This window comes from Halococcus salsus, assembly GCF_009900715.1.
Classification (GTDB): domain Archaea; phylum Halobacteriota; class Halobacteria; order Halobacteriales; family Halococcaceae; genus Halococcus; species Halococcus salsus.
In genome coordinates, this window is record NZ_JAAAJC010000003.1 from 31,909 (window position 1) to 58,244 (window position 26,336).

A 26,336-nucleotide genomic window follows, 5' to 3' on the forward strand; every position below is an offset into this window, starting at 1 on the left:
CGGTGAACGGACAGCGAGGAGCCGGAACGACGACCGGGGTCAGCGGACGGCGGAGGCATCGTCACGGGCGGTATCGTTATGCGGGTCGCCCCGCGCGTTTCGAACGATGACCACGACCGCTCCCGACCGGTTCGGCGGCGCGCTGTGTCCGACTATCACCCCGTTCGCCGAGGGCGAGGTGAGCACCGCCGGCCTCGAAACCCTCATCGAGCACGTGATTGAGGGCGGCATCGACGGGCTGGTTCCGTGCGGGACGACCGGCGAGTTCGCCAGCCTCTCCGCGGCGGAGTACCGGACCGTGATCGAGACGACGGTCGACGTCGCCGACGGACGGGTTCCCGTGATGGCGGGGACGGCGGGGACGAGCGTCGCCGGGACGGTCGAGAACGTCGCGTTCGCCGCGGAGGCGGGGGCGGACGCGGCGCTGATCACGCTGCCGTACTTCCACACCGCGAACGACGAGGCGGGCAACGAGGCCTTCCTCACCGCCGTCGCCGACGAAGCCGCTCTCCCCTGTTACCTCTACAACATCCCGTCGTGTACGGGCGCGCCGATCGCCCCCGAGACCGTCTCAACGGTCGCGGACCACGATTCGATAGTGGGACTGAAGGATTCGGGCGGCGACTTCACCTACTTCCAGGACGTCGTCGAGCGGACGCCGGGGGATTTCCAGGTCTATCCGGGCTCCGACAGCCTCCTCGCGTGGGGGCTGCTCGCGGGCGCTGCCGGCGGGGTCTGTGCGCTCTCGAACGTCGTCCCCGAGGCGTTCGCGGCGCTCGTCGCCGCCGTCGAGCGCGGCGACGTCGAGACGGCGACCGACCTCCAGACGGGGATCACCTCGTTGTTTCAGGCCTGTGTCGCCCACGGGTTCGCCCCAACGGCGAAGGCCGGTCTCGTCGTTCGAGGGGTGCTCCCCGAGGCGACCCTCCGACCGCCGCTCGTCGAACTCGACGCGGACGCACGCGAGGCCGTCGAGACCGCGGTCGACGACGTTCTCGCGACCGTCGAAGCGAGCACCTGAGCGAGTTTCCGAGCGTTCCCGCAGTCACGATCGTACTTCGAATTCCGTGTCGGACGGTCCTGTGTGACCGAATCCCAACGCTTCGGGGACGCGTATCGACCCACAGTCACGTCTCGAACCGTTCGGCGCGGGTAGTCCGTCGAACGGACGGGCCAACCGACCCGAACGGCCCGTAGCTGCAAGCAGTCCCCTTTCCCCCATCGGGGGCGGAGGGAGTGAGACGATGACCGGTGTCACACCCGAGACGAAGGCGCTCGCGGTCGACGAAGCCGTGGGACTGAAGCCGGTCGGTCGGGGAGCGATGTCGTCGCCATGAGTGATACCGGCCCCGCGACCACCATGCGCGAGCGAACCGGCGACAGTCGCGTTCGCCTCTGGGTGTTGCTCACCGCGAACCGAGCCCTCGTCGCGGGGTTGTTGACGGTCGGGCTCTTCGTCGTGCTGGTCGCCGTCGGCGTCGTCAACGTCTATCCGATACGAACCACGGTCCGCAACGGGACCCACATCGAGCGCCTCTTTCAGGCGTTCATCATGTCGATCATCACCGGGATCACGCTCGTGGTCACGCTCAATCAGCTCGTGCTCTCGCGCGAGCTGGGGCCGCTCGGCGAGAAACGCGACGAGATGGCCGACGCGACGGAGTTCCGCCAACACATCGAGGAGATCACCGGGTCGGTCGCCCCGCCCGAACCCGCTTCGTTCATGCGGACGTTCATGCAGCTGAGCACGGACCGGGCGGACGACCTCAAGGAGGCGGTGGCGGACGATGGCGACGCGGAGCTCCGCGATAGCGTGAACGCGCTCGGCGAACGGATCCGAACGCAGGCGGACGACATCGGGGGGCAGCTCTCCGAGGCGGAGTTCGGCGAGTTCGAGGTCATTCCGGCGGTCCTGAACTACGACTACTCCTGGAAGATATACACCGCCCGGCGGCTCCGATCCGAACACAGCGAGTCGCTCTCCGAGGACGAACGAACCGCGTTCGACGAGCTGATCCAGGCACTGAGCCTCTTCGCGCCCGCTCGCGAGCACTTCAAGACGCTCTACTTCCGGCGGGAGCTGGTCGATTTCTCCCGGAAGATGCTCTACGCCGGCGTCCCGGCGCTCGCGATATCGATCCTCGGGCTGGTCTATCTCGACCCCAACTCGTTCGTGGGGTCGACCCTGGGGATGGCGAACCTCGTCTTCGCCATCAGCGCGGCGGTAGCCATCGCGTCGATGCCGTTCTTCGTGCTCGTGTCGTACATCCTCCGTCTCGGAACGATCGCCCAGCGAACGCTCGCGGTCGGCCCGTTCATCCTCCGGGACTCACAGCGCTCCGACGACATCGGGACGGGGGAGGACCAGTGACCCACCCACCCGAGACCGAGTCGCGCCGATTCAGTCGACGGCAGGTCCTCGCCCTCCTCGGTGCGAGCGGGTCGGTCGGGCTCGCCGGCTGTGGAACCGGGAGCGGGGACGTCCGATACGGCGACGAGCGGGACGTCGACCTCCCGACGACCGCCGACACGAACGCATCGAACGCGAGCGCGGCGAGCGCCGCGGCGGCGCGCGCCCAACTGGAGGGCGACACCTACGCCGTGCAGCTCGACGCGCTGGCCCTCCGGGATCACGGAATGGTCGTCCGGGACGACTACCGGGGCGCGGTAGTCCGGGGGAGCATCGAGAACACCGGTCGCCAACGGATCGAGTTGGTCGAAGTCCGGGCACGGGTCTACAACAGCGATGGCGAGCAACTGGGCCGGTACCTCGACAGCACCTACGACCTCGCCGCGGGGTCGACGTGGAGCTTCGAGGCCATCGTTCTCGAAGACCCGGCGGACATCGCCTCGTACGACGTGGCGGTGCTCGGCTCGTTGGGATGACTTTCGAGGATGCTGTCGAACGCGGGAACGACGAAGGTGAAGTCGAAAGCGGGCGAGCCCGCTGTCGGCTGGAAATCGACTAAAGAGGTGGATGGGCCCTGTCGGATTCGAACGAAAGCGGCGGAATAACTTGAAAAAGTAAAGCCGCTTTCACAGGACCCGTATCTCGCCCCGATGCCCTCCCTGTCTTCTACGGAGACTCGATAATGGTAGAACTCGAACCAATAACTCCGTCAGAAGCAAAGGACCTGTACCTCGCACAGAGGGAAGGAGAAGTATCGGAAGAAACGTTACAATCCCATCATTACAGGCTGAAGTCGTTCGTGTCATGGCTTGATGACATGGACGTTCGGAACATGAACAGTCTCACCTCTCGTCACATCCACAAGTTCCGGCTCTTTCGGAAGGAGGAGAAGGATATCAACAAAGTGACGGTGAGAACCCAACTCTCGACAATTCGAGTGTTCGTCAAATTCCTCGAATCGATCGATGCCGTGGAGCAGGGATTATCCGAGAAGATCCTCGTTCCGAAAATGGAGGGAAACGAGAATGTCCGTGATAGGCTCCTCTCCTCCGAGCAGGCCGACAACCTCCTCGAATATCTCCGCCGGTACGAATATGCGAGCAGGACTCATGCTATGCTCGAAGTATTGTGGTCCACTGGTTGCAGGATGGGCGGGCTACACTCCTTAGACCTCGGTGACTTTAACCGAGAGGAACGCTCGCTCGCCTTCCGTCATAGACCCAGCAAGGGCACTCGCTTGAAGAATAAGCATGCTGGCGAGAGGCTGGTCGCTCTCCCGAACGATGTGGCGGATGTGCTGTCAGACTACATCGAAGTCAATCGGAACGAGGTCGAAGACGATCATGGGCGGAGTCCTTTGTTCACGACCTCTGGAAACAGAATGGGTAAGTCTCAGATTAGGTCGCTGATCTACTCTGCTACAAGGCCCTGTCAGTACGGCGAGGAATGTCCTCATAGCAGGGACCCTGATGAGTGCGAGGCGAACTCGTACAAGGATGCCAGCAAATGTCCGTCGAGTGTATCGCCACACGATATTAGGCGAGGTGGACTGACCCACCTCTTGAAAGAGGGAATGCCCAAAGAGGTCGTTTCAGACAGGGCGAACGTCGAGGAAGGAGTACTCGACAAACACTACAATAAGATGACAGAACAAGAGAAGATGGAACAGAGGAGAGATCATCTAGACAACCTGTAATTTGTCCGAGAACGTCTCATTTTTGCCGAGGCGCGCTGCTAGCATCTTACAAGTAATTGCCATCGTATTGAATCAGAACAGATCCTGAGCTAATCTGAGCGATTCTGAGACGATTGCTCAATCCAGACAGGGCTAGTTCCGTGAGTCGTCTTGAGGTACACACTACTTAAATAGTCTGTCGTGGCCTCATCCGAGGTATCACTATTCAGGGGAGGGGCCACGCTTCTAGCATAGGCAAGCGCCCGCTCACTTTTCCAATTCAGTGGCCCGATCTCCATCGAGGGGCCGAACGTCACCGGATGGATGCAGGTAGCGGGATACTCTTGTTCGATCTCGGAATAGCGAGCGGCCAGATATTGAATCACTGCATCCTCCCCTACATCGAGGCCGAACACACCTTCGCCAATGAGGTAGGCTCGCGCTAATTCGAGCCCCGTCTCTCCGTCGATTTGTAGCTCACTCATCTTCCCGGTCGGCGCGACCTTTCTTCTTTGAAGCGTCGGCGAAGGCGTCTCTGTTCCGAGTTGACGGCTCCACTAAGCTCCTCCGAGGAGTTGGAATCCCCACCCTCATCCAAGAGGTAGGCCGACGCTATATGCCGAATCACCTCATCCTCGCTAGAGCGGTGGGAGAGGGTGTTATCTCCTTGAATACACTCTCGGACAAGCTCATCCGTCTCGGATGAAAGCTCGAATTGACTCAATCTAGGATCTCCTTTTTCAATCGCCGTTGCTCCTTCTCCACAGGCGATAGATTCTCGTCCGATAATTCGGCCTCGTCCGAGGGTCCATCGAGGTCTAGCTGTTCACGTAATTCCGCCCGCTTCGCCTGAGCCTCGGACATTCCCTCGGTATCAGGGCTGGATTCCTCCTTGGCCGAGGGCAGTCCCATCGACTCGCGCAAGTCGTGCTGGTAGCTCTCTACTTCCGAGAGTTCTTCGCTGCCGCCCTCTTTGGATTCTTGGGCCTCAAGATACTCTGCGGCGAGGAAACGGACGATTCTCTCCTCCGATGATCGACTCGACAGATGGTTCTTGTATCGGGGCACCTCATTCAGCGCCTCGACAACAGGCGGGGAAAGCTCGAAGAATTTACTCATCTTCAAACGCCTCCTCTAGCAGAGGGCGAATTATCCCATGACGCATAGCCTTGCTCGTATGGCTCGTATTGTAATCAGTCTCCATCGATGCTAGCTCTGACTCGGAGATTGATGCATCGACAATACTCCGCTCCTTGGGCGGAACCGTGACTCTCATACGATGAATACGGCGAGCGCCATCCGGTGTCCTGAGGCTCACAGCAGGCTCTGTCGGCTCAATCGTGGAAGCGTCAAGGTTCCCCTGAATCGCTAATCGGAGCAGCTGGTGTAGGCCGTCGTTATGCCCCAATGCTTTGTCCGTCAGGCGAGGTTTCTGGTGAGTATCTACTCCGAACCCCTCCACGACTTGTAGGAGTTGCTCGTACTCCTCTGTCGGAAGCTCGAAGCCGATTCCCTCAGTGGTGCGATGGTCAATTACCCCTACATTCAGGGCTTCCGTGATCGCCTCATTCATCGGCGAGACTCCTCGGCCAATAGCCGCGCCATGGCCCCAATCGTAATTCTCCGCCCCTCACCGAAGCGTCGTTCTCGCGCTTCTTCGAGCGCCTGATGCTCGTCTTCAGTCAGCTTCACTTGCTTCATAGTTGACATTCCTAGTCCTCCGTGAACAGGAGGGGGCTGGATTCGAACCAGCCTCCCTTGCCGGATTTGCACCGACTTCATGAACGAATGTTACATCGAATCGACGGAACACGCTCGAAGAAGCTGTGACACTTCCATCATTGGAGATAGTAGAGTGACTATCTCCGGTGTACCTAGGAGCCGCAGCTACTTAAAACTTTTGGTTGTTAGTTATGAAATAATATACGAAAAAGAGGTGCGTTCATTTCATTCGAGTCGGTTTGCCGGAGGGAGAGGCCTGCTATCGTCCGAATCTACACCCCCCAAGCCCCCCTGTTCCGATAGACGGGCTAAGACTCGATTCTATGGGTGGCTCATGGAGGTGCAAGGGATGATGTATATTTGAAGCAAATGAGCCTAATTCGAAGGCGAACGGCCAGTATATCGCCTCTCTCGGAGGATTAGCTTTTCGAGCCTCACCCAATACCTACAACAATTGCCGGTAGTTTGGGAATCCGACTTCCTCAAGTGGTGTTTTCGATGCTCTCACGCGGTTCTAATTGTCAAATTCGCAGGAATTGGGGTAGGCTGTTACAAGTGTTACAGATGTAACCAATTAGTCCTGTGACTCAGGCGATATATTTTCGCTCGCGGGTTGGCCTGTATATATAGCGAGGCTGACACTCATTTATATAAAAAAGTTTGACAATTTCCCCACTTGCGCGATTTGTTATTTCTTTGGGAAGATTCGCGCCGTTCTCGCCCGAAAACATCGAATAAAATTCATAATGATTTTGCCTGAGACGGGAGCAAGACATACCACAAATCAGATACATCTATTAAAGGAATTTGATACATATGTATTATGATAGGATGAAACGGCGAAATTCGAGCGATTGAGCGGGCCAATTCTGAACCTGCAAGGATGGAACCCCCACTAAGCAAAGATAAGGATGCTTATTCTCACAGAACCCCCAATTTCACCTGCAAGAATTCTGCCGAACGCTGCTTTCAGGCTCGCTCGACACTACTAAGCGGAAAGTAGCTATTACGGTATATTTGCCCTATTCGTCCAAATAGAGGCTCGACCTGCTTCTCGGCGCTTTAGTGTAGGGTTGCGACCCTCGAACCATGCTCCACGGCCTTACTCGAAGGCCGAAACCGCTCTCGGCAGTGTTTGCGCCTCTCTCGAAGACTGAGCCTACGATATTCGCTAAGGCAACGAGATTCGCACAATATGGCGGCCCTCGCGCCAATATCGGGGTTCTCGAAAAAGGCTCTCAATGACTCAAATCAGGATAGCTCAGAGGAGTAAACAACTCCCGAAAGGTTTAAGTAGCTGCAACCCTTACGTTAGGTTATGCTGAGGTCTGGCTTGCCCTCGGCAAAGTTCGTACCAACTTCGTTCAAGCTTACGGAAGGGTGCTAGGCACGCCCTGAACACATCGTTTTCATACCCACAGATTAACCGGCAATCTTTACGATCATCGAAACCTTTAAGTATCTATAGCACCTACTAGTAAACAGATACTTCGGTTCGCTGGAGCTTGCCCCTCCCCGAAGTTGGTACGGACTAAGGAACCTCTCAGGGCGATAGTCTGGTATACGGCAAAGCAAGCCTCTCCGTTGGAAAAGGGTTGTATCCACTGGGTGCAATCACACTGAACCCCGCATAGGTCGTTGGATGCGTGTGGAGTAAGTTACTGTATCGGAGAAGTTCGAGGAACTGACCTCACTAATGGACGTTTTTGCAGTTGCGGTAATAGTCCTTTAGTGAGAGTTGTTTTCCTGTTGTAGTTCTCTACACATGTGCCGAATGGCTAAAGATTCGGTACGGAACGTTAACATCAGGAACGCTAGTCTGAGTTTTTACAGACTCAGGATAGTTGTTCTCCTCGAAGGATTGACCGTCGCGGTCTATCTATCGAGAGATAGGCTGGCGGCCCCTCCTCCGAGAAGATAGACAGGCTGTTCATCGTTCGAGGGCTGATCCACTCCCTTAGACGAGTCAACCCCTCAGACTAGCGTCCCATGATGTGAACGTCCCGTACCTGAGGCTATGGCCCTCGGCAGGAGGAGCAGCCCGACGTTCTCGAATGGATCTGTATACAGAGGGTATACTTCCCCATCGATGCAAGATCGAGAGGTCCGCCGTCTATCGGGAGAGTCTGTAGAACGACCACTCTTGATCCACATCTCCGTCAAGAGCATCAGCGAATTGGTCATATTCTTCCTCATTAACGGAGATCTGTTCGGCAAAGTCAACATCAAACTCTCGCTTATCGACTTGACCCTCATCGACAAGCATCTCTGTAAGGATCTCGATTTTAGCAGTCGTTAGGATGACTCCTTCCTTCTCCTCTTGCGCCCCTGCTGCATTCAGATCCGAAGGCATGGACACATCAGGGAATAGCGTTGATCGGAGGTCGGATATAGCTACGATTCTATCAGGGTTGGCTCTGAAAATTCCAAGAATGTCTTGTTTCAATGATTGTTGCGGCTCCCCTTCTTCCCAGTCTAGCCCTTGTGACCAAGACATGATAGATTATTCTATACGAACGCATTTCAACTTGATGGACTATATCGCGGTCAGACTCTATCGATACCTCTCCGCTCGTGAGAGGGCGAGAGACTTTCCTGAAAGCAGGAAATAGGGATCGTTCGATTATGATAACACAACCCAAGTCCTGCCCTTACTTGGCTTGATGGCTACCAGTGTGGCTGAAGTTCATCGGAAACAAAGGCTGCCAAGTCATCGGATCCAGCTGCAGGTTCCATAATTCGAACGAATCCACTCGCCGAGACCTCCATTTTCGTCTGGCGGCCATTGTGCTGAAACTCCAGACCAAGCTGGTTCTTGTTGGATTGCTGGAGAACGGTCCCCATATTGGGGTCATTTGGAAGATCAGTCCCATAGACAACCCCCTTGTCAGCATTCCCACCGAGGTTGCTGAAACCATACTTCCATGGTAGCGCATTCGGTCGAGTTTGCGCATATGCATCGAGGTCTATAGTTGGTCGAGTTACGCTGATGCTATTCGTACTACCAAGTATGTCAAAGAAGAACTTACCTGAAGTGTCACCGATTATGATGAACTCATTCGGACACAGTATGAAATCAGTTACACTCGCTATTTTTTCCCATGTGTTTGTCGATTGGATGCTACCGTTCTGAACCGTAGGTTTCGAGACATTATTAGCAACTTCTGCGAGTGCTCTACCAGTTTGGACCGTGATTTGGTTTCCATTCGGTGTGGTTACGGATGATGCGGGCCCAACCTCAACGCACTCATTGAGAGTCATTCCATGATTTTGGTGGCTAGATGTGTATGACTGCATACTAGGAAAGTTGCCATTACCAGTCCCAATGATACCTCGCTTCATTAGTAACCAATACGACCTGTATGAGTATAAAGGTAACGTTAAAACACAATTGTAAGTATAGATATCATTCCTTGATGCAGTGTTTCCGGATAGATGCTCTATCAATCATCACGAACAGTTTCGTAAGTAGTCAGTCAAACATACGTTGACAGCCATTCTCCAGTCTTGTTTGACCGAAAGAACTAGGTTCCCCCGCAGCATCTCGACTATCGTAGAAGGCACGAGGGCGCGGGGTGCGTCAAGGTGCTTAGTCGAACTCGGCACGATGTAGGCGAAATCGCAAGAAGTGAAGGCTACTGTCGGCTGGGAATCGACTAAAGAGGTGGATGGGCCCTGTCGGATTCGAACCAACGACCACTCGGTTATGAGCCGAGCGCTCTCACCACTGAGCTAAGGGCCCGTTCACGAACCACTCGTCAGTGAATCCATAAAATCGCTTCTGTTGTGGCGCGCCGCGCTCCGCTCGCCGTCGTGTTCGCTGGAGAAAGCGCCGCCGCCAGGGCTCGAACCTGGGACAACCTGGGTAACAACCAGGTGCTCTACCAGCTGAGCTACGGCGGCCCTGTTTGTGGGAAGCGGGAGTTCGTTCATAGCCGTTTCGCTTTCGACCGACACGTTTTCGCCCGCGGGTGGGGTAGCCGGGCCATGAGCGACGCCCTCGACGCCGTGCTCGCGCGGGTTCGCGACCGCGTCACGCCCGACGACGACGAGCGCGCGCGTCTCGACGGGGCCGTCGCCCGGCTCACCGAACGCACCGCTGCGGCGCTCGACGGCCTCCCCGTCGCGGCCGACCCCCTCCACGTGGGTTCCACGGCCCGGGGGACCTGGCTCCCCGGCGACCGCGACATCGACCTGTTCGTTCGGTTCTCGCCCGACCTCCCGCGGACGGACCTCGAACGCTACGGGCTCGCGGTGGGTCACGACGTCCTCCCCGACGCCCACGAGGAGTACGCCGAGCATCCCTACGTCGTCGGCGAGTTCGACGGGTTCGCGGTCGACCTCGTGCCCTGCTACCGCGTCGAACGCGCGAGCGAGATCCGATCCGCGGTCGACCGCACGCCGTTTCACACCCGCTACCTCGACGCCCGGCTCGACGAGGGCTTGGCCACCGAAGTCAGGCTCGCGAAGCGCTTCCTCGACGCCATCGGCGTCTACGGCAGCGACCTCCGCACGCGGGGGTTCTCGGGCTACCTCACGGAGCTCCTCGTCGTCGAGCACGGCGACTTCCGCTCGCTGGTGACCGCCGCGGCCGACTGGCACCCGCCCCTCGAGTTCGACCCCGAATCCCACGGGAGCCGTTCGTTCGCCGACCCGTTGACGATGGTCGACCCCACCGACCCCGGGCGCAACGTCGCGGCGGTGCTCTCGGCCACGAACCTCGCACGTTTCCAACACTACGCCCGCGACCTCCTGGCCGACCCGCGCGAGGCGCTCTTCACGGCCGAATCACCAGTTCCGCTCTCGGCCGACGGCGTGCAGCGGGCGGTCGAGCGCCGCGGCACCACCCCGCTCGCGCTCCGGTTCGACGCCCCCGACATCGTCGACGACCAGCTCTACCCCCAGCTCGAAAAGTCGGTGTCGGGCATCGTGACCGCGCTGGAAGGACGGGGGTTCGACGTGCTCCGGAGGGCCGCGTTCGCCGACGACACGGCGGTGCTGTTCCTCGAACTCGCCGTCGCTCGCCGACCCGCGATCGAACGCCACGAGGGCCCGCCGGTGGCCGCACGCGAGCACGCCACGCGGTTCTACGAGACCTACGCCGACCGGGACTGCGACGGCCCGTTCGTCGACGGCGAGCGGTACGTCGTCGAGCGCGAGCGCGAGTACCGCACCGCCCGCGCGTTCCTCGACGCCGGGGTGTTCGAGGACGTCGCGCTCGGGGCGGACATCGAGACCGCGCTCGGGGCGGACATCGAGACCGCGCTCGGCGACGAGTACGAAGTTCTGGAGGGTGACGAGGTCGGCGCGCTCGCCGAGGAGTTCGGGACGGAGCTCGCGGCCTACTTCTCGCCGAGCCCGTGAGCCGCGCGGGCGTCGTCGATCACGCTCTGGGCCTCCTCGTCGACCTCGTCGTCGGGCTCGACCGGTTCGTAGCCGTCGAAGACCTCGTTGGTCATCTCGACACCGTCGGCGATCGTTTCGAGGCCGTAGCCGCCTTCGAGCACGAACCCGAGCGCCGCGTCGAGCCGGTCGGCGAGCGAGCGGGCGCGCGCCGCCAGCACGCCGTAGCCCTCCGTCGAAACCGACATCCGCGAGATCGGGTCGTTCACGTGGGCGTCGAAGCCCGCGCTGATGAGGAGCAGGTCGGGGTCGAAGCCAGCGAGCACCGGCGCGAACGCGGTTTCGATCGCTTCAACGTAGGCCGCGTCGCCGCTACCCGCCCGGAAGGGGATGTTGACCGTCGTGCCCGTTCCCTCGCCGGTCCCGGTCTCGTCGACGGTGCCGGTGCCGGGGTAGAGGCCGTGTTCGTGGATCGAACAGTAGCAGACGTCGTCGCGGTCGTAAAAGATGTCCTGGGTGCCGTTGCCGTGGTGGACGTCCCAGTCGATCACCGCGACCCGGTCGAGGCCGTCGTCGAGGGTGGCCTGGGCGGCGACCGCGGCGTTGTTGAAGAAGCAAAACCCCATCGCGTCGTCGGCGACGGCGTGGTGGCCCGGCGGGCGACCGAGCGAGAACGGCGTGTCACGTCCCGTCGCGCCCGCTACGGCTTCCTCGGCGGCCCACACCGCGAGGCCAGCGCTCTTGCACGCCGCCTCCCAGGTCGCCTCGACCGCGACGGTGTCGGGGTCCCACTGGCCACCGCCCGAGTCGCAGAACTCCCTGAACTCCTGGACGTAGTCGTCGTCGTGGACTCGACGGGCGGTCTCGGAGGTGATCGGGTCGGCGTCGATATACTCGACGCCGTGGCGGTGCGCGAGGCCGCGCCGGATCGCCCGGAGCCGGTCTGGGCTCTCGGGGTGGCGCGGACCCGGGTCGTGTCGGAGGCAGTCGGTGGAGTAGCCGAATCTCATCCGGTGTGGTGGGGGGTGTAGTACGGTTCGAGTTCGAAGTAGGTCTCGACGTCGGCGAGCGTGATGGTGCGGCGACCGGCGTGGCGCGCGAGCACCGCCGCCGCGGCCGCGACCCGCTCGGCGTACCGTTCGAGGAGCGCCGCGAGGACGACCCGGGCGTCCATCGAGACGCGATAGCGGTCGTCGATGTCGAGACGGGCGATGCGGTCGACCGGTGCGACCGGGAGTTCGGGGTCGTCCTCGGGCGGTTCGGCGTCGAAGTCGTCGGTTCGTAGCGTCTTGCGCCCGTCCGCGGTCGCCCGGTCGGCGGCCTCGCGGGCGAGCCCCGCACCGTGGCGCTGGATCCGGCGGGCGAGGGCTTCGGTGGCCTCGCTGCTGACCCGAAGCGAGCCCGCCCGTCGCCGGATCACGGCATCGACGGGCGCGAACGGGAGCTCGACGCTCATAGCAGTACGGGCGACTGTTTCACTCATAAGCGTTCCGTGACGCTACACGATGTCGTCGGCATCGAGCCGACCGTCCGACGCCGGCCCGCGGGCGGTGACCTCCTCGCCGAGGTGGACGTCGACGCTGGTCTCGACCCGCATCGTCTCCGTGCCGTTGTCGAGTACCACGGGGTCGCCGGCCTGGACGACGGTCCCCGTGAACTCGATCGGTTCGCCCGGTGCGGCGTCGTCGGCGGACTGGTCGTCGGTGGCCGCCGGTGCGGCGTCGTCGGCGGACTGGTCGTCGGTGGCCGCCGGTTCGTCGCCTTCGGACGAGGGGTCCCCGTCCCCCGAGAACGCGTCGAGACCTGTGCTCCCCGACTCCTCTGCCCCGTCGGTCTCGGCCGTACGGGTCGTCGACTCGGAGCCGAGCGCGATGATGCTCGCCTGCCAGCCCGCGGAGGCTTCGAGGTCGTCCTGCCAGCCGTCCTGGATCTCGACGTCGGTGAACTGGACCTCGTCGCCGGGGCCGAGGTCCCGGTCGGCCTTCTCGCCCCAGAGCGCGACCCGGATGTCGCCGGAGTCGTCCTGTATCCGGAGGTTTCTGACCTGCCCCTCGGAGCCGTCGTCCCGGTCGAAGGTCCGCTTCGGGTCCGCCGAGCGAACCACGCCGCCGATGTCGGCGGTGGTGTCGATCTCCAGCGCCCCGATCGGGGTCGTCTCGGCGACGTACTCGACGTCGGCCTCGACCTCGTCGAGCGAACTCCGGTCGTTCAGGTGGAGTTCGAGGTCGCCGTTTCGTTCCCTGACGTAGGCATCGACGAGCTCCACGGTGGTACCGGGCGAGAGCTCCTCGACCAGTTCCGTCTGGTCGTCCCAGAGCGTGACCCGGACGCGCCCGGTCTCGTCGCCGAGGGTGAGGTTCGAGACCCGGCCCTCCGAGCCGTCGTCCCGGTCGAACGTGCGGACGGAGTCGGTGTCGAGCACGATGCCGGTGAGCGAGACGTCCGATTGGCCGAGCGAGAGCCCGCCGATGGAGTCGGCCTCGTCGAGGTCGACGTCGATATCGATGTCGGCGGGTTGGGCGTCCGACGCGCTGACCTCGAGCCCGTTGTAGCCCTCGCGGGGCTGGCCCGCGATCTTGAGGACGTCGCCGGCTTCGAGCTCCTCGACGGCGGCCTCGGCGTGGTCGTCCCAGAACGCCACCCGGATGTGGCCCGTCTCGTCGGCGACGTCGAGATTGACCACCCGACCCTCCCGGTCCTCGTCGTCGCGCTCGAACGTACGGAGTTCGCCGATCCGGAGGACCTTCGCCGCGAAGGCCGCCTCCTCCATGCCGGGTTCGATGTCGGCGACGCCCTCGATCTCGTCGTCCGAGAGCTCGTGAGCGATCAACATCGCGGCGGTCTCCTCGTCGGCGAGGCCCCCCATCTCCTCGACCTTCCGCTCGACGGCCTCCCGGAACTCGGGTTCGGGCACGTCGGCATCGAGATCCGCGTAGATATCCTCTATCGCACCCATTGGCGAATCCAGAGCCGGTGTGCGCTTAAGCGTTGTCGTCACCGCCGAGACCGCCTCCCTCCGGCGGTTTCGTGGTGTCGACGGATCCCCGTCCAGGGCGGGTTTCGGGGCCCGAACAGATATCAGTTCGTGCGGTCGGTCGTCGCGACGGTCCGGGGGTCGCCAGCGCCGTCGTGGACCACCCGCACCGAGTCGGGCGGGTCGTCGGGAGTGACGACGAAGCGGTACTCGACGGGCGTGAGCGCCTGGGTGCACATCACGTCCGTGCCGGCATCGCGCTCGGTGCCCACCGAGACCACGAGGGTCCCGCCGTCCGACTGGGCCGAGTCGAGCACCGCCCGCCGGCAGCCGTCCTGAGCCACGATCGTCCCGGTGACGACGACCCGCGAGCCACCGTTCTCGAAGGTGACGGTCGCCCCCTTTCCCGACTGGGTCGATTGTGGGTCGGGAGGCGGTGTCGCCGTCCCATCGCTTCCGGTCGTCACGGTCGCCGACGCGTCGGTGATCGCGGATGTAGTCGTCGCGGGTTCGGTCGTTGGCTCGCCGTCGGTTGTGACTCGGCCGGCCCCCGTCGATTCGCGGGCCGAGGTTTCACCCCCGCTCGTCGTCCCGGTCGTGGGTCGGGCGCTCGTGCCGTCCGGTCGGCCGGTTTCGGTCGAGCCAGCCGTCGCTTCGGAGCCGTTCGCATCCGCCCCGTCGTCGCCGCTACAGCCGCCGAGGATCCCGAGGAAGACGACGCCCGCGCTCGCGAGCACGCGTCGACGGTTCATGCCCTCGGGTTGGGTGGTGGGGGCATGGCTCTTGTGGCGGGTGGATCGTAACGCGTTTAACCGGAACTCCTGTAGTGAGGGTGAGTCCTGGTTGGGTAGTGGACTATCCTACTGGCCTGCGGAGCCGGTGACCGGAGTTCAAATCTCCGCCAGGACGTTCACTCACTTCGTTCGTTCACGACCTGGCGTGCCCTGCGCTCGCTTCGCTCGCGCAGGACTCCGCCAGGACGTTTTCGCGACGCAAACTGATGAGCGAAGCCGCTGGATCTGGATTGCACTTTTGTTCATCGGCCGTGAGTATTCGACATGGTCCTCTCTGACGAGCGTCAAATAACGCGTGTTTGGGACGCATTTGCTGACACTGGTTTCGTATACGTGAGTGAAAGTGGAGATCGGCATAACCTTAGCGAGGGTCGTAAAGAGCGTGAAGAACGCCTCCCAATACGGCAAAAGTTACTTCAAGCATTTCTCGATGGCGAGACAGACATCATGGAATTCAAAAGGAAGATGGCAAGTGAAGTTGGGAGGCACAAATTGTGGGGGTTCAGCGGATTCAGCGGTCAAATGTTCTTCAATACGCTTGTTTCGTCCGCAGATCTCGACGACGCAGACCTCGATGAATTGCTTAGAGAGGTATTCACTGCGCCCAACGACAAGGCATCAGCAGCCAGTAAAATCCGCAAACTGGAACGCTATGTGAAGAGACTCAGATCACAGATAGATGATCTGAACTCTGCACCAAGTGCTGGATTCATCCCGTACTTTGTCTCGTACTTTTGGCAATTACAGGACCCAAACAAATACCAGATATATTATAAATCAATTCGCCGTGCTTTCTCTGACCTTGCCATTTGGGACCCTAGTGATAACCTCGCCGAGGATTATGTGGAATTTTGGGATCTGAACGAGGAAATCCGAGAGTTAATCGAGTCGTACAGCAATGAGGAAGTTCATCTTTGGACTATCGAACGGATGTGTCTTTTTTGGCTCAATAGAGATGAAGTCAGCGATGGCGCAACTGATGAAGATGGTGGGAACTCCTCGTCAGGTGCCACAGAGATAGTAGAAGCGAATTCATTTCCAGACAGCTATATCCCTCCAATCGTATCAATTCTCCCGGATCTCGCACAGAATACTGAGGAAATGAAGAATATTGGCAGCGAGACCGGACGAGCTGTTGAAACGCTATTTGAAGACCGACTCGCGAAGTGTCTTCGAATGCTTGGATACACGGTGGAGGAACGTGGACAGGGAAGTGGGCGCAATCCGGACGGTATTGCGAGAGCTCGTCGGCACAACTATGCGATCATTTACGATGCAAAGGTACGTCAAGACGGATATCGATTCGCAACTAATGATGAGCGGCAGTTTCGAGATTATATCGATGCGGAAGTTGGGCGTCTCCAGAGCCAAGGCTTTCGGAATGTCTATTTTACCGTCTTTTCTAGCTTCTACGATGCAGATCGTCCAGATGCAGTCCGGAGGCTGAAAATTGAAACAGAGATTCAGGAAGTGCGTTTGATAGAAACCAATGCGCTTCTGGACATCTTAGAGACACGACTAAGGGAGCCGATGTTCACACTTGGACCAACTAATGCTGATGGGCCTGGAATACAGGATCTTTTCGCGGAAAGTGGCGTTCTAACAGCAGTAGAAGTCCAAGAGCAATACGGCCGGTAAACCTGAAAAGCGATGTTTTGGTCTTTAGCTGACGGCCAGCAAATACTCAGTCCTTGACTTCCGCACCGAGCGCGTTGGTCTTGAGTGCCGTGAGGAGCTCCTCGGCGGTCTCGCGCGAGTCGTAGCCCGAGGGGCTGACGGCGAGGGTGCGGCCGTCGTCGTGCATCAGCCGCCAGCGCCAGTTACCGCCGCCGTCCTCGTAGAGTTCGAACGTCGCCGCGGTCTCGGTCAGCGAGACGTCGATCGACCGCCCGCCGGGGCCGGGCACCTCGATGGTCTCGGGTGGCTCGACCGAGTCGGTGGGGACCTCGACGTCCGCCGACCCGCGGAGGGTCTCGACGCGGTTGCGGAGTCGCTGGCCGTAGCCCTTCGCGGCGTCGACACCCCGGCGGACCCGGTCGTCGTCGAAGCCACGGTCGAACGCGCGCTCGATGGCGCGCGAGGCCTCGCCGTTGTCGCCGAGCAGGGTGTGGCCGTCGCGAGCCAGCGCGATCTCGTAGCCGTGCCAGTCGACCCCGCTGGCCGCGTCGTCGTGGTCCAGACCGTCGCGGCCGTACTCGAAGGCGAGCACCAGTCGTTCGAGCCCCTCGCGGTCGGCGTTGTACGCAACTCGGAGGTGGGCGTTCGGCCGCACGGTGAGGGTGTACTCGTGGTCGCTCATATCACCTATTCGCTCGCCGTATGCTTATGAATGTTCATCACGCGCTCGCAACCACCCGGCGGTCGATGCCCCCGTGCGGGCATGGGCCGGATATGCAGCGCAGAACCGCGGCCGGTCTCGCCGTCGTGGCGCTCGGCCTCGCAGTCGTGGTCGGCGTGGCCGTGCTCGGACCGACGGCGACGTGTCACTCGACGAGCGGCGAGATCGCTGGTGTCAGCCCCATCGAGTACCGAGGGGTCGCCGACGGCGAACTCCAGTACAGCCGCGACGGTGGCGCGAGCGTCCGTTCGATCCCGCTCACGGTGCTCGGGGTTCCGGCAGGGCTTCTCACCACCGAGCTCGGGCTGTTCGTCCTCGGGTCGTAGCTCAGGCCGCGTCGCGCCGTTCGTAGAGCGAGAGGCCGACCATCGATAGCACCACCTCGTCGTCCTGATTCAGCGTCGTGGTTCGACTCCGGACGAGCCCGAGGCTGTCGTTCCAGTCTTCGGTCGCCTCGACCTCGGTGTGGACCGAGAGGGTGTCGCCGGGTCTGACGGGGTTCGGCCACCGGAGTTCGTCGATACCGACCGCGCCGGTCGCCGCCGAGTCCTCGAAGACGTTCTCGACCAACATTCGCATCGTCATCGAGGCGGTGTGCCAACCGCTCGCGATCAGCCCGCCGAACAGCGACTCGCTCGCCGCCGCCTCGTCGGTGTGGAACGACTGCGGGTCGTAACGCTCGGCGAACTCGAGTATCTCCTCGCGGGTCACGTCGCGGCTCCCGAACGACTGCTCGTCGCCCACCTCGATGTCCTCGAAGCACTCTCGCATGTCCCCCCGTGGTTCCCGGCCGGGTATAGCCCTTCGCGTGCCCCGACCGACCGGTCGACAACGCGTTCGGTCGGCAGGTGCTGGCGGTGCATCTATCCGTTTGGGAGGACAGGGAAGCGTATGGCTGACGACCTCGACCTCGACGACCTCGACCGTGCCGAGCGCGCCGCGCTCAAACGCACGCGTGCCGCCGCGACCTTCCTCGACGAGGCGTTTCGCGTCCCCGGAACCAACTACCGGGTCGGTGCCGACCCGATCCTCAGTATCGTGCCGGTCTCGGGCGACGTCGCGGGGGCGATACTCTCGATGTACATCGTCGGCGAGGCCGCCCGGATCGGGGTTCCGGGGAAGACGCTGGCCCAGATGGTCGTGAACATCTCGATCGACACGGCGAGCGGCTCGATACCCGTCCTCGGGACCGTCGCCGACGCCGCGTTCAAGGCCAACCGGCGAAACGTCGAGCTGATCGAAGAACACCTCGCCAGCGGGTGAGCCCGTGACCCGCCCCGCGAGCACCGACGACCCCGCTGCCGACCCGGTCGTCCCCGCGCTCCGGGCCGGGATCGCCGTCTACAACTCGGGCCGATACCACGCCGCCCACGACGCATGGGAGGAGTGCTGGCTCGACCGAACGGGCGACGACGAGCGGCTGCTCCACGGCCTCATCCAACTCACCGCGGCGGTCCACCACGCGACCCAGGGGAACCGGGCGGGCGCGACGGGGCTCGCAGAGAGCGCTCACGAGTACCTCGAAGCACTCCCCGAGGCCTACCGCGACGTCAACGTCGACGATGTTCGGGGGTTCCTCGTGCGGTTCGCTGCCGACCCGGACCTCGACCACACCCCGCCGGTCGAGCTGACCCATCGGGGGACCACACTCCACGTCACGGCTCTCGACTTCGAGGCGAGCGCAGTCGTCGCCAGGGCGCTCGCCGAGGCCGACGGGTTCGACGTCGAGCAACTCGACCGCGCCATCGACTACGCCGAAACGGACCTGGACGACGGTCGGGAGACCAGCCCCTTCGTGACCCTCGTCTACGACCTCGCGCGCGAGGAGAACCGGGGGATAATCTACCAGCGCCTCGCGGAACACACCCGTCGACGACGTGCGCGCGACGAGAGCGTCGACGGCCTGTTCGAGCTGCGGTAGTCCTCGCTATCATATGGACCGTCGGCATGAGAAGCGACGGTAGCGAATCACCGACTGGCGACTTTCGAACCGAACGCTACGGACGGCAGCATTCGTCCGGCCGGCGGATCGAAGCGGTCACTCGTCATAAGATACATTACGTCTTGCTATTCAATCTTACAAGAATAATCCATGAATAATATATTAATTATTTGTGCTTTCATTTCGGTTTAACATTATGGATCGGACACCGCTCGTGGTCCTGCTCGTTGCAGCCCTCCTCCTCGGTGGCTGTGGTGCCAGCACCGGATCGAACAACACCAGTGAAGCGAACGGATCGGGGACGAGTGAACTCACGGAAGAATCCACGGAGACCGCCATCGAGACGGAAACAAGCGAAACGACTCAACTATCCACCGCCACGCGGACGGCGGCCGCGACGGCCACGATAACCCCGACGACGACGGCCACATCGACACGAGCCGCCACAGCGACACCTACACCAACCCCGACCCCGACAGCAACTCCGACTCCAACCCCAACGGCGACACCTACTCCAACGCCTACCGCAACTCCGACGCCAACAGAAACACCAACGGACACACCAACACCGACACCGACAGAGACGCCAACGCCGACCTCAACGGAGACACCGACTCCATCGTCGGCGGGTGAGAGTTCGGACTACCCGACACCGAGCAACGACGGGAACCTCCCCGACCCGTACGACTGCGACGACTTCGAGAGTTCCGAGCAGGCCCAAGCGTACTTCGAGAGCCACGACCCCGATGACGACCCATCGGGTCTCGATGCCGACAACGATGGCGAGGCCTGCGAGGACTGACGCCGTTCGTTTGGAGTGAGCAACTGAGACGCGCTATCGAGAGCGAAGTGTAGGGGTATGTTCGCCGTGTTCGGCGGTCAGTCGTCGATGTGCTCGGCGGAGTTGTCCTGCGGGTCGTAGCCCAGCACCTCGCGGGCGCGGTCGATCGAGTAGTACTTCCGGTCGTTGTCGGAGATCCCGTAGACGATCTCGAAGCCGTACTCGGCGTCGAGACATCGCTCGAAGAGGTGGGCGCAGTCGCGGTAGGAGAGCCACATCGCCTGGCCGCGTTCGTAGTCCTCCGGCGGGTGGGATTCGGTGAGGTTGCCGATCCGAACGCAGACGACCCCCATCTCGGATTCGTCGTGGTAGTACCGACAGAGGGTCTCGCCAGCGACCTTGCTCACGCCGTAGAGGTTGCCGGGTCGCGGGAGTTCGGTGCCGTCGAGCCGGAACTCGTCGGGTGGACGGTAGAGTTCGGGCACTCGGTCCTCGGTTTCGTAGCCCCCGACGGCGTGGTTGGAGGAGGCGAAGACGAACCGCTCGACCCCGGCCTCGACGGCGGCTTCGAGGACGGTCCTGGTCCCGTCGATGTTGTTGGCGAGCACGCTGTCCCACGGCGCTTCGGGGCGCGGGTCGCCCGCGAGGTGGACCACCGCGTCGATGCCGACCATCGCCTCGGCCATCGCCTCCTCGTCGGTGATATCCGCCACCACGAACTCGTGGTCGAACTCGCGGGTCGGCCGGTCCCGGTCGAGACATCGCCAGTCGTAGGCGTCGCCGAGCTGGCCGAGGATCGCGCGGCCGACCCGTCCGGACGCGCCGGTAAGCAGTACGCTCGACTCCCGTACCCTCTCCCCCATTCGAGTGGGCTTCGGATAGGGGACGATAAGAAACGTGCGGTTCGGGTTCCGTCTCAGGCGAGCCGCGCGAACGCCAGCGTCCCGCTGATGTTCTCGATGTAGATCTCGACCACGTCGCCCTCCTGTGCACCGGGGACGAAGATGGTGTACTCGCCGCGTTCGGCCACGCCGTCGCCCTTCCGGCCCGTGCCGGTGATCTCGACCTCGTAGGTTCGACCCTCCTCGACGTCGGGGCGCTGGCGGGTCTGCTGGGAGCCGGTGTTCTTCTCGACGGGGCGGAAGGCCCCACAGGCCTCACACCGGAGCATCTGGGTTCGGCCCTCGGTTTCGAGGTGGGTGTCGGGCAGCCCGCACTCCGAGCAGATCACGAACTCCTCGGTGTAGCTCCGGATGGCCTCGTCGAAGTCGTCGCTCGAAAAGGTGCCGTTGAACCGCGAGCGACCGGCGTCGAACTGGCCGTTGGTCCCGAGTTCGCGCTGGATCACGCTGTGGATGTGTTCGGGGTCGCGCGAGAGCGCGTCGGCGATACGGCCGAGGTTGGTGAGGCGGGTGAAGGCACCGTCCTTCTGGGCCTCGGCGCTTGGGACATCGAGGCGCGAGTCGCCGGTGTCGAGGTCGGGGACCGAATCCATCGCGCGGTCGAGACTTGCTTCGTAATCCATGCCCGAACTGACGGCTCACGACCTAAAGGAATTCCGTGAGAGACCGGAACAGGGTTCCTCGCCCCGTCTCACCGGATATTCCGTGAGAGACGACGGACCGAGATCGTAGCTCGTGTGTCGAACGTCGAGCCGTGACCGGTCGCGGTGGCGCGCGCTCGCGGTCGTGCGTGAGCGAAGCGAACGTCGACCGCGGACCGGCGTGCGAGGGATGAGCACGGAGTGAGCGGGAGGTGGTGTGAACGAAGTGAACACCACAGAACCCGCGAACGAGGAGCGCAGTCGGCTGGGGAGGTACGTGGCCGTCGCGGGGCGGTTTGCGGTTCTCACTTGGATCGGGATTTGAGATCGTCGAACCGGCAACTGATGCAAAGTGGGTCGCGAAACGAAGCTCCAAACGAAACCCATTGAACAGTCTATTTGCCCGCCCGACACGAAACCGAACCCATGAGCGACGACACGGCCACCGAATCCGACACCACCGACTCCACGAATACCGCGGTCCCCTCGGCCGCCGAACGCGCCTGCTTCGAGACCGGCATCAAGTTCGGCTCGCTCTACCACCAGTTCGCCGGCACGCCGGTGAGCCCCGAGAGCGCCACGAGCCTCGCGCGCGCCATCGAGGAGTCCATCGAGAACCAGCCCCACTGCGAGTCCGTCGCGGTCGCGATCCTCGACGACGAACTCGCCGCCGCCACCGACCACGGCTACACCGAGTTGAGTGGGAAGTTCATGGAGGTCGAGGTCGTCGTCGAGTGCGACGGTCAGCGCGTCACGGCGGGGATGGCGATGGAGGACGGTTACCCGCTGATGGCGGTCGAGTCGGTCGAAGAAATCGAGTGAGTCACTTCCCGGACGACGCGTTCCCCGTCTCGTCGAGTCGGGCTTCGTACTTCGCGAGCGCCTCGTCGAGGGCGTCGCCGGCGTCGACGTCGAGCGAATCCGCGAGCGCGAGCACCGAGAACAGCACGTCGCCGATCTCGCCCGATTTCACCGAGAAGTTCTCCGGGTCGGCTCCGTAGGCCGACGATGCCGTCGCGTCGGCTGCGATCTCGCCGACCTCGGCGGCGAGGTCGAGGATCCGGTACTCGGGCGGGGCGTCGAGGTCGTGGTCGGCGACGAACGCCGCGACTCGTCGTTGTGGCTCCATGACGAGGTGGGAAAAGCGAGGCGGGGTTTCACTTTCGCTTTCGGGCGCGCTTTTAAACCCTGCGCCAGCGAAGCCCACGCATGAGCCAGTCGACGTTCGAGGACGACGACCTCTTCGACGAGGCGGCCGACGACATCCGAAGCGACGTCGAGGAGCGCCTCGACGCGGTGGCGAACGCGCTCCCGGACGGCGACGCGATCTGGTCCGTCGAGGCCGACAACACCCTCGGGGTACTCAACTCGTTGCGCTCGGCGCTCGACGTCGACGACGCCGCCGAGGACCTCCGGGAGGCGAAGAAGTGGTACGCGATGGGCAAACGCGCCGAGGTCTTCGAGGACAGCGACGACCTCGAAGCCCGGATCGAGACCCTCGACGGCGTCCTCACGGACGTCGAGGAGGCCCACGAACAGGCGTCGGGCCTCGCGAGCACGGTACCCGAACTCCGCGGCGCGCTCGACGAGGCGAGCGACGCCAGTGAGACGGGCGACTCGGGGGAAAGCGAGTCGGACGAGGAGTCAGACGAAGCCGACGCGGACGAGGGCGAGGCCGAAGCCGTCGAGTAACCCTAATCTCGCTCCTCACCCGTCCGTCGAGCCGTCCACGTCGCGTTCGGCGATGGCGTCGAGCAGGTCCACGAGCGACGCGGTCGCGCGTTCGAGGAGGTCCTCGCCACGGTCGATGGTTCCCTCCGACGGATCGCCGACGACGCCGTTCTCGGTGAACTCGGCCGAATCGACTGCAAGATTGGTTCCCGAAACCCACTCGCCCCAGCGCTCGCTCGCGTCCTCGCGGGCCGTCTCGATCCGGTCGTCGCGAACGAGGTCCGGGTGGGTGGCCCGCAGGAGGGCGGTCTCGGCCGGGCCACCGTGGCCCATCCCCTCCGCGCCGATCGCGTCGAACCAGGTGAACGGCACGGCGTACGCCGCGTCGTGGCGGGTGATGGCCGCCGAAACCTCTCGGAGCGCGTCGACGTTGCCGCCGTGACCGTTCACGAGCACCACCCGATCGAACCCATGAAAAGCGAGGCTCGCGACGACCTCGCGGACGTAGCGCCGGAAGGTGTCGGGCGTGACCCAGAGCGTGCCCGGAAAGCCACGGTGCTCCTCGGCGATCCCGACGGGAACCGTCGGCGCGAGGGCGACCGCTTGGTCGTTCGTCTCCTCGTAAACCGTCACCGCGCCTTCGGCGACCGCGCGCGCGGTGAGGCGGTCGGTTCCGAGGGGTGCGTGCGGGCCGTGTTGTTCGGTGCTTCCGACGGGCACGACCGCGAGGTCGGTCTCGACGTCCGCGACGTCGGTCCAGGTCGCCGTGGTGAGGTCCATACGGGGGGCGAACGGGGCCAGCGGCTTAAGCAGGCACAACCCATTTGAGTACGCCCGTCGTCGGGCGACTCGATGAGTGATACCGACGAAACCCGACAGCAGGGCATCGAGTTCGGTGAGTTCGAGGAGACGATGGAGTCGCTCGACTACCCGGTCGAGCACTCGGATCTCGTCGCCGACCACGGCGACGCCGAACTCGAACTCCCGAACGGCGACGCGACGCTCGAAGAGGTGCTCGAACCCCTCCAGGACGAAGAACAGACCTACCAGGACAAAGAAGAACTCGAAACCATGATCATGAACATGGTCGGCGACGACGCGATCGGTCGGGAGAACTACTCCGACCGTGACTCGGCGGGTATCGGCGAGGAACCCGACGAGGGTGAGGACGGGGACGACGAAGAACAGTCGCTCTGATCAGTCGTCGCCGCTTTCGGCGGTCTGGGCCTGGCGCTGGGTCGCGCGCTCGATGAACTCCTCGGGGAGCTCGTCGATCTCGCCGGCCTGGACCGCCCAGAGGTTGGCGTACAACCCGTTTTCGTCGATGAGTTCCTCGTGGGTCCCGTGTTCGCGGACCCGACCGTTCTCCAGCACCACGATCTGGTCGGCGTCCTTGATCGTCGAGAGCCGGTGGGCGATCGAGAAGGTGGTTCGCTCCTCGGTGAGGCGGTCGAGCGAGCGCTGGATCAGCATCTCGGTCTCGGTATCCACATCGGAAGTCGCCTCGTCGAGGATCATGATCTCGGGGTCGCTCAGGATGGCCCGCGCGATCGTGATGCGCTGGCGCTGGCCGCCCGAGAGTTTGACTCCGCGCTCGCCCGCCATCGTCTCGTAGCCCTCCGGGAGGTTGGTGATGAACTCGTGGGCCTCGGCGGCTTTGGCGGCCTCGACTATCTCCTCGTCGCTCGCCTCGAAGGTCCCGTAGGCGATGTTCTCCTTGATCGTCCCGTAGAAGAGGTACGACTCCTGGGAGACGTAGCCGATCGCGCGCCGGAGGCTCGACAGCGTGACCTCGTCGATGTCGGTGCCGTCGACCCGTATCTCGCCCTCGTCGACGTCGTACATCCTGAGCAGGAGCTTCAATACTGTTGATTTCCCCGCGCCGGTGGGACCGACGAGCGCGATCGTCTCGCCGCCCCGGACGTCGAAGGAGACGTCCTCGACGGTGGGGCCGCCGTCGCCGCGCTCCGCCTCGTAGCCGAAGGTCACGTCGTCGTACTCGACGCGGCCCTCCGTCACCGTGAGGTCCGTCGCGTCGGGGTCCTGGGCGAGTCGGCTCGGCTCGTTCATCAGCCCGAAGATCCGCTCGGCGGAGGCGCGGGCGCGCTGGTACATGTTGATGATCTCGCCGAACTGCGCCATCGGCCAGATGAACCGCTGGGTGTAGAGGATGAACGTCGTGAACGTCCCGACGGTGAGAGTTCCGGTGAACGGACCGGGTGCGACGCCGGTGAGTACCCAGTAGCCGCCGACGAGGAAGGTGAGCACGAAGCCGATCCCGGAGATGACCTGGAGCATCGGGAAGAACTTGATCCGGATTCGGATGGCACCCCAGTTGGCGTCGTAGTAGGCCTGCGAGACATCGTCGACCCGGTCGGACTCGTAATCCTCGGTGCTCGTGGACTTGATGACTTGGATCCCACCGAGATTGTTTTCGAGCCGGGAGTTGACCTGGCCAACCGAGGAGCGAACCTCCGCGTACTTGGGCTGGATACGCTGGATGAAGTAGTACGTAAAGGCCGCTACCAGCGGGACCGGAATCAGCGACACCAGCGCGAGCTGCCAGTTGAGTTTGAGCATGATCGCAGCGATCCCCACGACCATCGCCGAGAGTCTGAACAGCGAGTTCAGCCCGCCGTTGAGGAACTGTTCGAGCCGGTTGACGTCGTTCGAGAGGATCGACATCATTTCCCCGGTTTGCTTGTCGGCGAAGAAGTCCATGTTGAGTCGCTGCATCTTGTCGTAGGTGTCGGTCCGTACCGAGTGCTGGATGTTCTGCGAGAAGGCGTTCCAGCCCCAGTTCCGACCGTAGTGGAAGATCGCGCCACCGAAGAAGGAGACACAGATCAGCCCGACGAGCAGCCAGAACTGGCCCGTTCGCGTCGTCGGAAGCGACGACTGGGCGATCGGTATCGGGTCGAGGGTGAACGCCCGGTTACCGCGAAAGACCGCGTCGATGCCGATACCGAGGAGCAGCGGCGGCAGGAGGTCGAGCATCCGGGCGACGAGACTCGTAAGCGTCCCTACGGCAAAGGAAAACCAGTTCTCGCGACCGTAGACCGCGAAGAGCTGGCGCATCGCGTTCTCCGTTCCCTCCCGTTGTTCTTCAAAAGGGTCGTCCTCATCGAAAGAAAAACTCATTG

General features: G+C 62.3%; 29 protein-coding genes and 3 tRNA genes. 14 read left to right on the top strand and 18 right to left on the bottom strand.

Features of this window, described 5'->3' with window-relative positions:
- The first annotated feature begins 106 nt into the window (after positions 1–106).
- From dapA to GT355_RS09645, 4 genes are all read left to right on the top strand, one after another.
- Entirely contained in the window at positions 107–1,021 is a 915-nt protein-coding gene (gene dapA, locus GT355_RS09630) for a 4-hydroxy-tetrahydrodipicolinate synthase (protein WP_160134444.1), read from the top strand.
- Between the two features lie 312 nt (positions 1,022–1,333).
- The gene (locus GT355_RS09635) at positions 1,334–2,371 is read left to right on the top strand and encodes a DUF7972 family membrane protein (protein ID WP_160134445.1); all 1,038 of its coding nucleotides are present in this window, start codon (positions 1,334–1,336) and stop codon (positions 2,369–2,371) included.
- The gene (locus GT355_RS09640) at positions 2,368–2,886 is read left to right on the top strand and encodes an FxLYD domain-containing protein (RefSeq protein WP_160134446.1); all 519 of its coding nucleotides are present in this window, start codon (positions 2,368–2,370) and stop codon (positions 2,884–2,886) included. Before GT355_RS09635 ends, GT355_RS09640 begins: the two co-directional genes overlap by 4 nt.
- A 206-nt stretch (positions 2,887–3,092) precedes the next feature.
- A complete protein-coding gene (locus GT355_RS09645; RefSeq protein ID WP_160134447.1) occupies positions 3,093–4,106 on the top strand; it encodes a tyrosine-type recombinase/integrase in 1,014 nt (337 codons plus the stop codon).
- A gap of 89 nt (positions 4,107–4,195) precedes the next feature.
- Here GT355_RS09645 and GT355_RS09650 read toward each other — a convergent pair whose 3' ends face one another.
- From GT355_RS09650 to GT355_RS09680, 7 genes are all read right to left on the bottom strand, one after another.
- The gene (locus GT355_RS09650; RefSeq protein WP_160134448.1) at positions 4,196–4,570 is read right to left on the bottom strand and encodes a hypothetical protein; all 375 of its coding nucleotides are present in this window, start codon (positions 4,568–4,570) and stop codon (positions 4,196–4,198) included.
- A 235-nt stretch (positions 4,571–4,805) separates the two neighbouring features.
- Complete coding sequence (locus tag GT355_RS09655; protein WP_160134449.1) at positions 4,806–5,204, bottom strand: hypothetical protein; 399 nt, start codon at positions 5,202–5,204, stop codon at positions 4,806–4,808.
- Positions 5,197–5,658: a hypothetical protein gene (locus GT355_RS09660; protein WP_160134450.1), complete on the bottom strand. Its 462-nt coding sequence runs from the start codon at positions 5,656–5,658 to the stop codon at positions 5,197–5,199. The genes GT355_RS09655 and GT355_RS09660 overlap by 8 nt, the downstream gene beginning before the upstream one ends.
- 2,262 nt (positions 5,659–7,920) lie before the next feature.
- Positions 7,921–8,304 (bottom strand): hypothetical protein, encoded by a 384-nt coding sequence (locus GT355_RS09665; protein WP_160134451.1) that lies wholly within the window; start codon positions 8,302–8,304, stop codon positions 7,921–7,923.
- 170 nt (positions 8,305–8,474) lie between these two features.
- On the bottom strand, positions 8,475–9,068 hold the full coding sequence (locus GT355_RS09670; RefSeq protein ID WP_160134452.1) for a hypothetical protein: 594 nt from the start codon (positions 9,066–9,068) through the stop codon (positions 8,475–8,477).
- A gap of 408 nt (positions 9,069–9,476) precedes the next feature.
- Positions 9,477–9,549 (bottom strand) — tRNA-Ile (locus tag GT355_RS09675).
- 88 nt (positions 9,550–9,637) lie between these two features.
- Positions 9,638–9,710 (bottom strand) — tRNA-Asn (locus GT355_RS09680).
- 84 nt (positions 9,711–9,794) lie between these two features.
- Between GT355_RS09680 and cca the strand changes: the two genes are divergently transcribed.
- Complete coding sequence (cca, locus tag GT355_RS09685) at positions 9,795–11,171, top strand: CCA tRNA nucleotidyltransferase (RefSeq protein ID WP_160134453.1); 1,377 nt, start codon at positions 9,795–9,797, stop codon at positions 11,169–11,171.
- On the opposite strand, the gene GT355_RS09690 is transcribed toward cca, so the two are convergent.
- The 4 genes from GT355_RS09690 to GT355_RS09705 all read right to left on the bottom strand — a co-directional run bounded on the left by GT355_RS09690 (position 11,150) and on the right by GT355_RS09705 (position 14,876).
- The gene (locus GT355_RS09690; protein WP_160134454.1) at positions 11,150–12,160 is read right to left on the bottom strand and encodes a histone deacetylase family protein; all 1,011 of its coding nucleotides are present in this window, start codon (positions 12,158–12,160) and stop codon (positions 11,150–11,152) included. The genes cca and GT355_RS09690 overlap by 22 nt on opposite strands.
- Entirely contained in the window at positions 12,157–12,606 is a 450-nt protein-coding gene (locus tag GT355_RS09695; RefSeq protein WP_160134455.1) for a histone, read from the bottom strand. Before GT355_RS09695 ends, GT355_RS09690 begins: the two co-directional genes overlap by 4 nt.
- Before the next feature lie 42 nt (positions 12,607–12,648).
- Positions 12,649–14,106 carry a single-stranded DNA binding protein gene (locus tag GT355_RS09700; RefSeq protein WP_160134456.1) on the bottom strand — a complete coding sequence of 486 codons (1,458 nt, stop codon included), beginning with the start codon at positions 14,104–14,106 and terminating at the stop codon, positions 12,649–12,651.
- Between the two features lie 122 nt (positions 14,107–14,228).
- Complete coding sequence (locus GT355_RS09705; protein ID WP_160134457.1) at positions 14,229–14,876, bottom strand: hypothetical protein; 648 nt, start codon at positions 14,874–14,876, stop codon at positions 14,229–14,231.
- An 84-nt stretch (positions 14,877–14,960) separates the two neighbouring features.
- Between GT355_RS09705 and GT355_RS09710 the strand changes: the two genes are divergently transcribed.
- Both GT355_RS09710 and GT355_RS09715 read left to right on the top strand, forming a co-directional pair.
- Positions 14,961–15,033, top strand: a tRNA-Arg gene (locus GT355_RS09710).
- Between the two features lie 149 nt (positions 15,034–15,182).
- Positions 15,183–16,556 carry a hypothetical protein gene (locus tag GT355_RS09715; RefSeq protein ID WP_160134458.1) on the top strand — a complete coding sequence of 458 codons (1,374 nt, stop codon included), beginning with the start codon at positions 15,183–15,185 and terminating at the stop codon, positions 16,554–16,556.
- A 46-nt stretch (positions 16,557–16,602) separates the two neighbouring features.
- Here GT355_RS09715 and GT355_RS09720 read toward each other — a convergent pair whose 3' ends face one another.
- Positions 16,603–17,217 carry a YegP family protein gene (locus GT355_RS09720; protein WP_160134459.1) on the bottom strand — a complete coding sequence of 205 codons (615 nt, stop codon included), beginning with the start codon at positions 17,215–17,217 and terminating at the stop codon, positions 16,603–16,605.
- Between the two features lie 92 nt (positions 17,218–17,309).
- Here GT355_RS09720 and GT355_RS09725 point away from each other — a divergent pair, with 92 nt between their 5' ends.
- On the top strand, positions 17,310–17,582 hold the full coding sequence (locus tag GT355_RS09725; protein ID WP_160134460.1) for a hypothetical protein: 273 nt from the start codon (positions 17,310–17,312) through the stop codon (positions 17,580–17,582).
- A 1-nt stretch (position 17,583) separates the two neighbouring features.
- Here GT355_RS09725 and GT355_RS09730 read toward each other — a convergent pair whose 3' ends face one another.
- Positions 17,584–18,027 (bottom strand): MaoC family dehydratase, encoded by a 444-nt coding sequence (locus GT355_RS09730; RefSeq protein WP_160134461.1) that lies wholly within the window; start codon positions 18,025–18,027, stop codon positions 17,584–17,586.
- A 120-nt stretch (positions 18,028–18,147) separates the two neighbouring features.
- Here GT355_RS09730 and GT355_RS09735 point away from each other — a divergent pair, with 120 nt between their 5' ends.
- From GT355_RS09735 to GT355_RS18135, 3 genes are all read left to right on the top strand, one after another.
- The gene (locus GT355_RS09735) at positions 18,148–18,519 is read left to right on the top strand and encodes a DUF4112 domain-containing protein (protein ID WP_160134462.1); all 372 of its coding nucleotides are present in this window, start codon (positions 18,148–18,150) and stop codon (positions 18,517–18,519) included.
- 4 nt (positions 18,520–18,523) lie between these two features.
- Positions 18,524–19,177: a DUF309 domain-containing protein gene (locus GT355_RS09740; RefSeq protein WP_160134463.1), complete on the top strand. Its 654-nt coding sequence runs from the start codon at positions 18,524–18,526 to the stop codon at positions 19,175–19,177.
- A gap of 217 nt (positions 19,178–19,394) precedes the next feature.
- The gene (locus tag GT355_RS18135; protein ID WP_160134464.1) at positions 19,395–20,000 is read left to right on the top strand and encodes an excalibur calcium-binding domain-containing protein; all 606 of its coding nucleotides are present in this window, start codon (positions 19,395–19,397) and stop codon (positions 19,998–20,000) included.
- A gap of 77 nt (positions 20,001–20,077) precedes the next feature.
- Here GT355_RS18135 and azf read toward each other — a convergent pair whose 3' ends face one another.
- The gene (gene azf / locus GT355_RS09750) at positions 20,078–20,842 is read right to left on the bottom strand and encodes an NAD-dependent glucose-6-phosphate dehydrogenase Azf (RefSeq protein ID WP_160134465.1); all 765 of its coding nucleotides are present in this window, start codon (positions 20,840–20,842) and stop codon (positions 20,078–20,080) included.
- Between the two features lie 53 nt (positions 20,843–20,895).
- On the bottom strand, positions 20,896–21,504 hold the full coding sequence (locus GT355_RS09755) for a translation initiation factor IF-2 subunit beta (protein ID WP_120072086.1): 609 nt from the start codon (positions 21,502–21,504) through the stop codon (positions 20,896–20,898).
- Positions 21,505–21,948: 444 nt separating this feature from the next.
- Between GT355_RS09755 and GT355_RS09760 the strand changes: the two genes are divergently transcribed.
- Positions 21,949–22,344: a dihydroneopterin aldolase family protein gene (locus tag GT355_RS09760; RefSeq protein WP_160134466.1), complete on the top strand. Its 396-nt coding sequence runs from the start codon at positions 21,949–21,951 to the stop codon at positions 22,342–22,344.
- 1 nt (position 22,345) lies between these two features.
- On the opposite strand, the gene GT355_RS09765 is transcribed toward GT355_RS09760, so the two are convergent.
- Positions 22,346–22,651, bottom strand: coding sequence for a MazG nucleotide pyrophosphohydrolase domain-containing protein (locus GT355_RS09765; protein ID WP_160134467.1), 306 nt, complete (start codon positions 22,649–22,651; stop codon positions 22,346–22,348).
- Positions 22,652–22,731: 80 nt separating this feature from the next.
- On the opposite strand from GT355_RS09765, the gene GT355_RS09770 reads away from it, so the two are divergent.
- Positions 22,732–23,214: a DUF5790 family protein gene (locus tag GT355_RS09770; RefSeq protein ID WP_160134468.1), complete on the top strand. Its 483-nt coding sequence runs from the start codon at positions 22,732–22,734 to the stop codon at positions 23,212–23,214.
- Between the two features lie 15 nt (positions 23,215–23,229).
- Here GT355_RS09770 and GT355_RS09775 read toward each other — a convergent pair whose 3' ends face one another.
- Complete coding sequence (locus GT355_RS09775) at positions 23,230–23,973, bottom strand: creatininase family protein (RefSeq protein ID WP_160134469.1); 744 nt, start codon at positions 23,971–23,973, stop codon at positions 23,230–23,232.
- Between the two features lie 72 nt (positions 23,974–24,045).
- Here GT355_RS09775 and GT355_RS09780 point away from each other — a divergent pair, with 72 nt between their 5' ends.
- Positions 24,046–24,390, top strand: coding sequence for a DUF5789 family protein (locus tag GT355_RS09780; protein WP_160134470.1), 345 nt, complete (start codon positions 24,046–24,048; stop codon positions 24,388–24,390).
- Here GT355_RS09780 and GT355_RS09785 read toward each other — a convergent pair whose 3' ends face one another.
- On the bottom strand, positions 24,391–26,334 hold the full coding sequence (locus GT355_RS09785) for an ABC transporter ATP-binding protein (protein WP_160134471.1): 1,944 nt from the start codon (positions 26,332–26,334) through the stop codon (positions 24,391–24,393).
- Between the last annotated feature and the right edge of the window lie 2 nt (positions 26,335–26,336).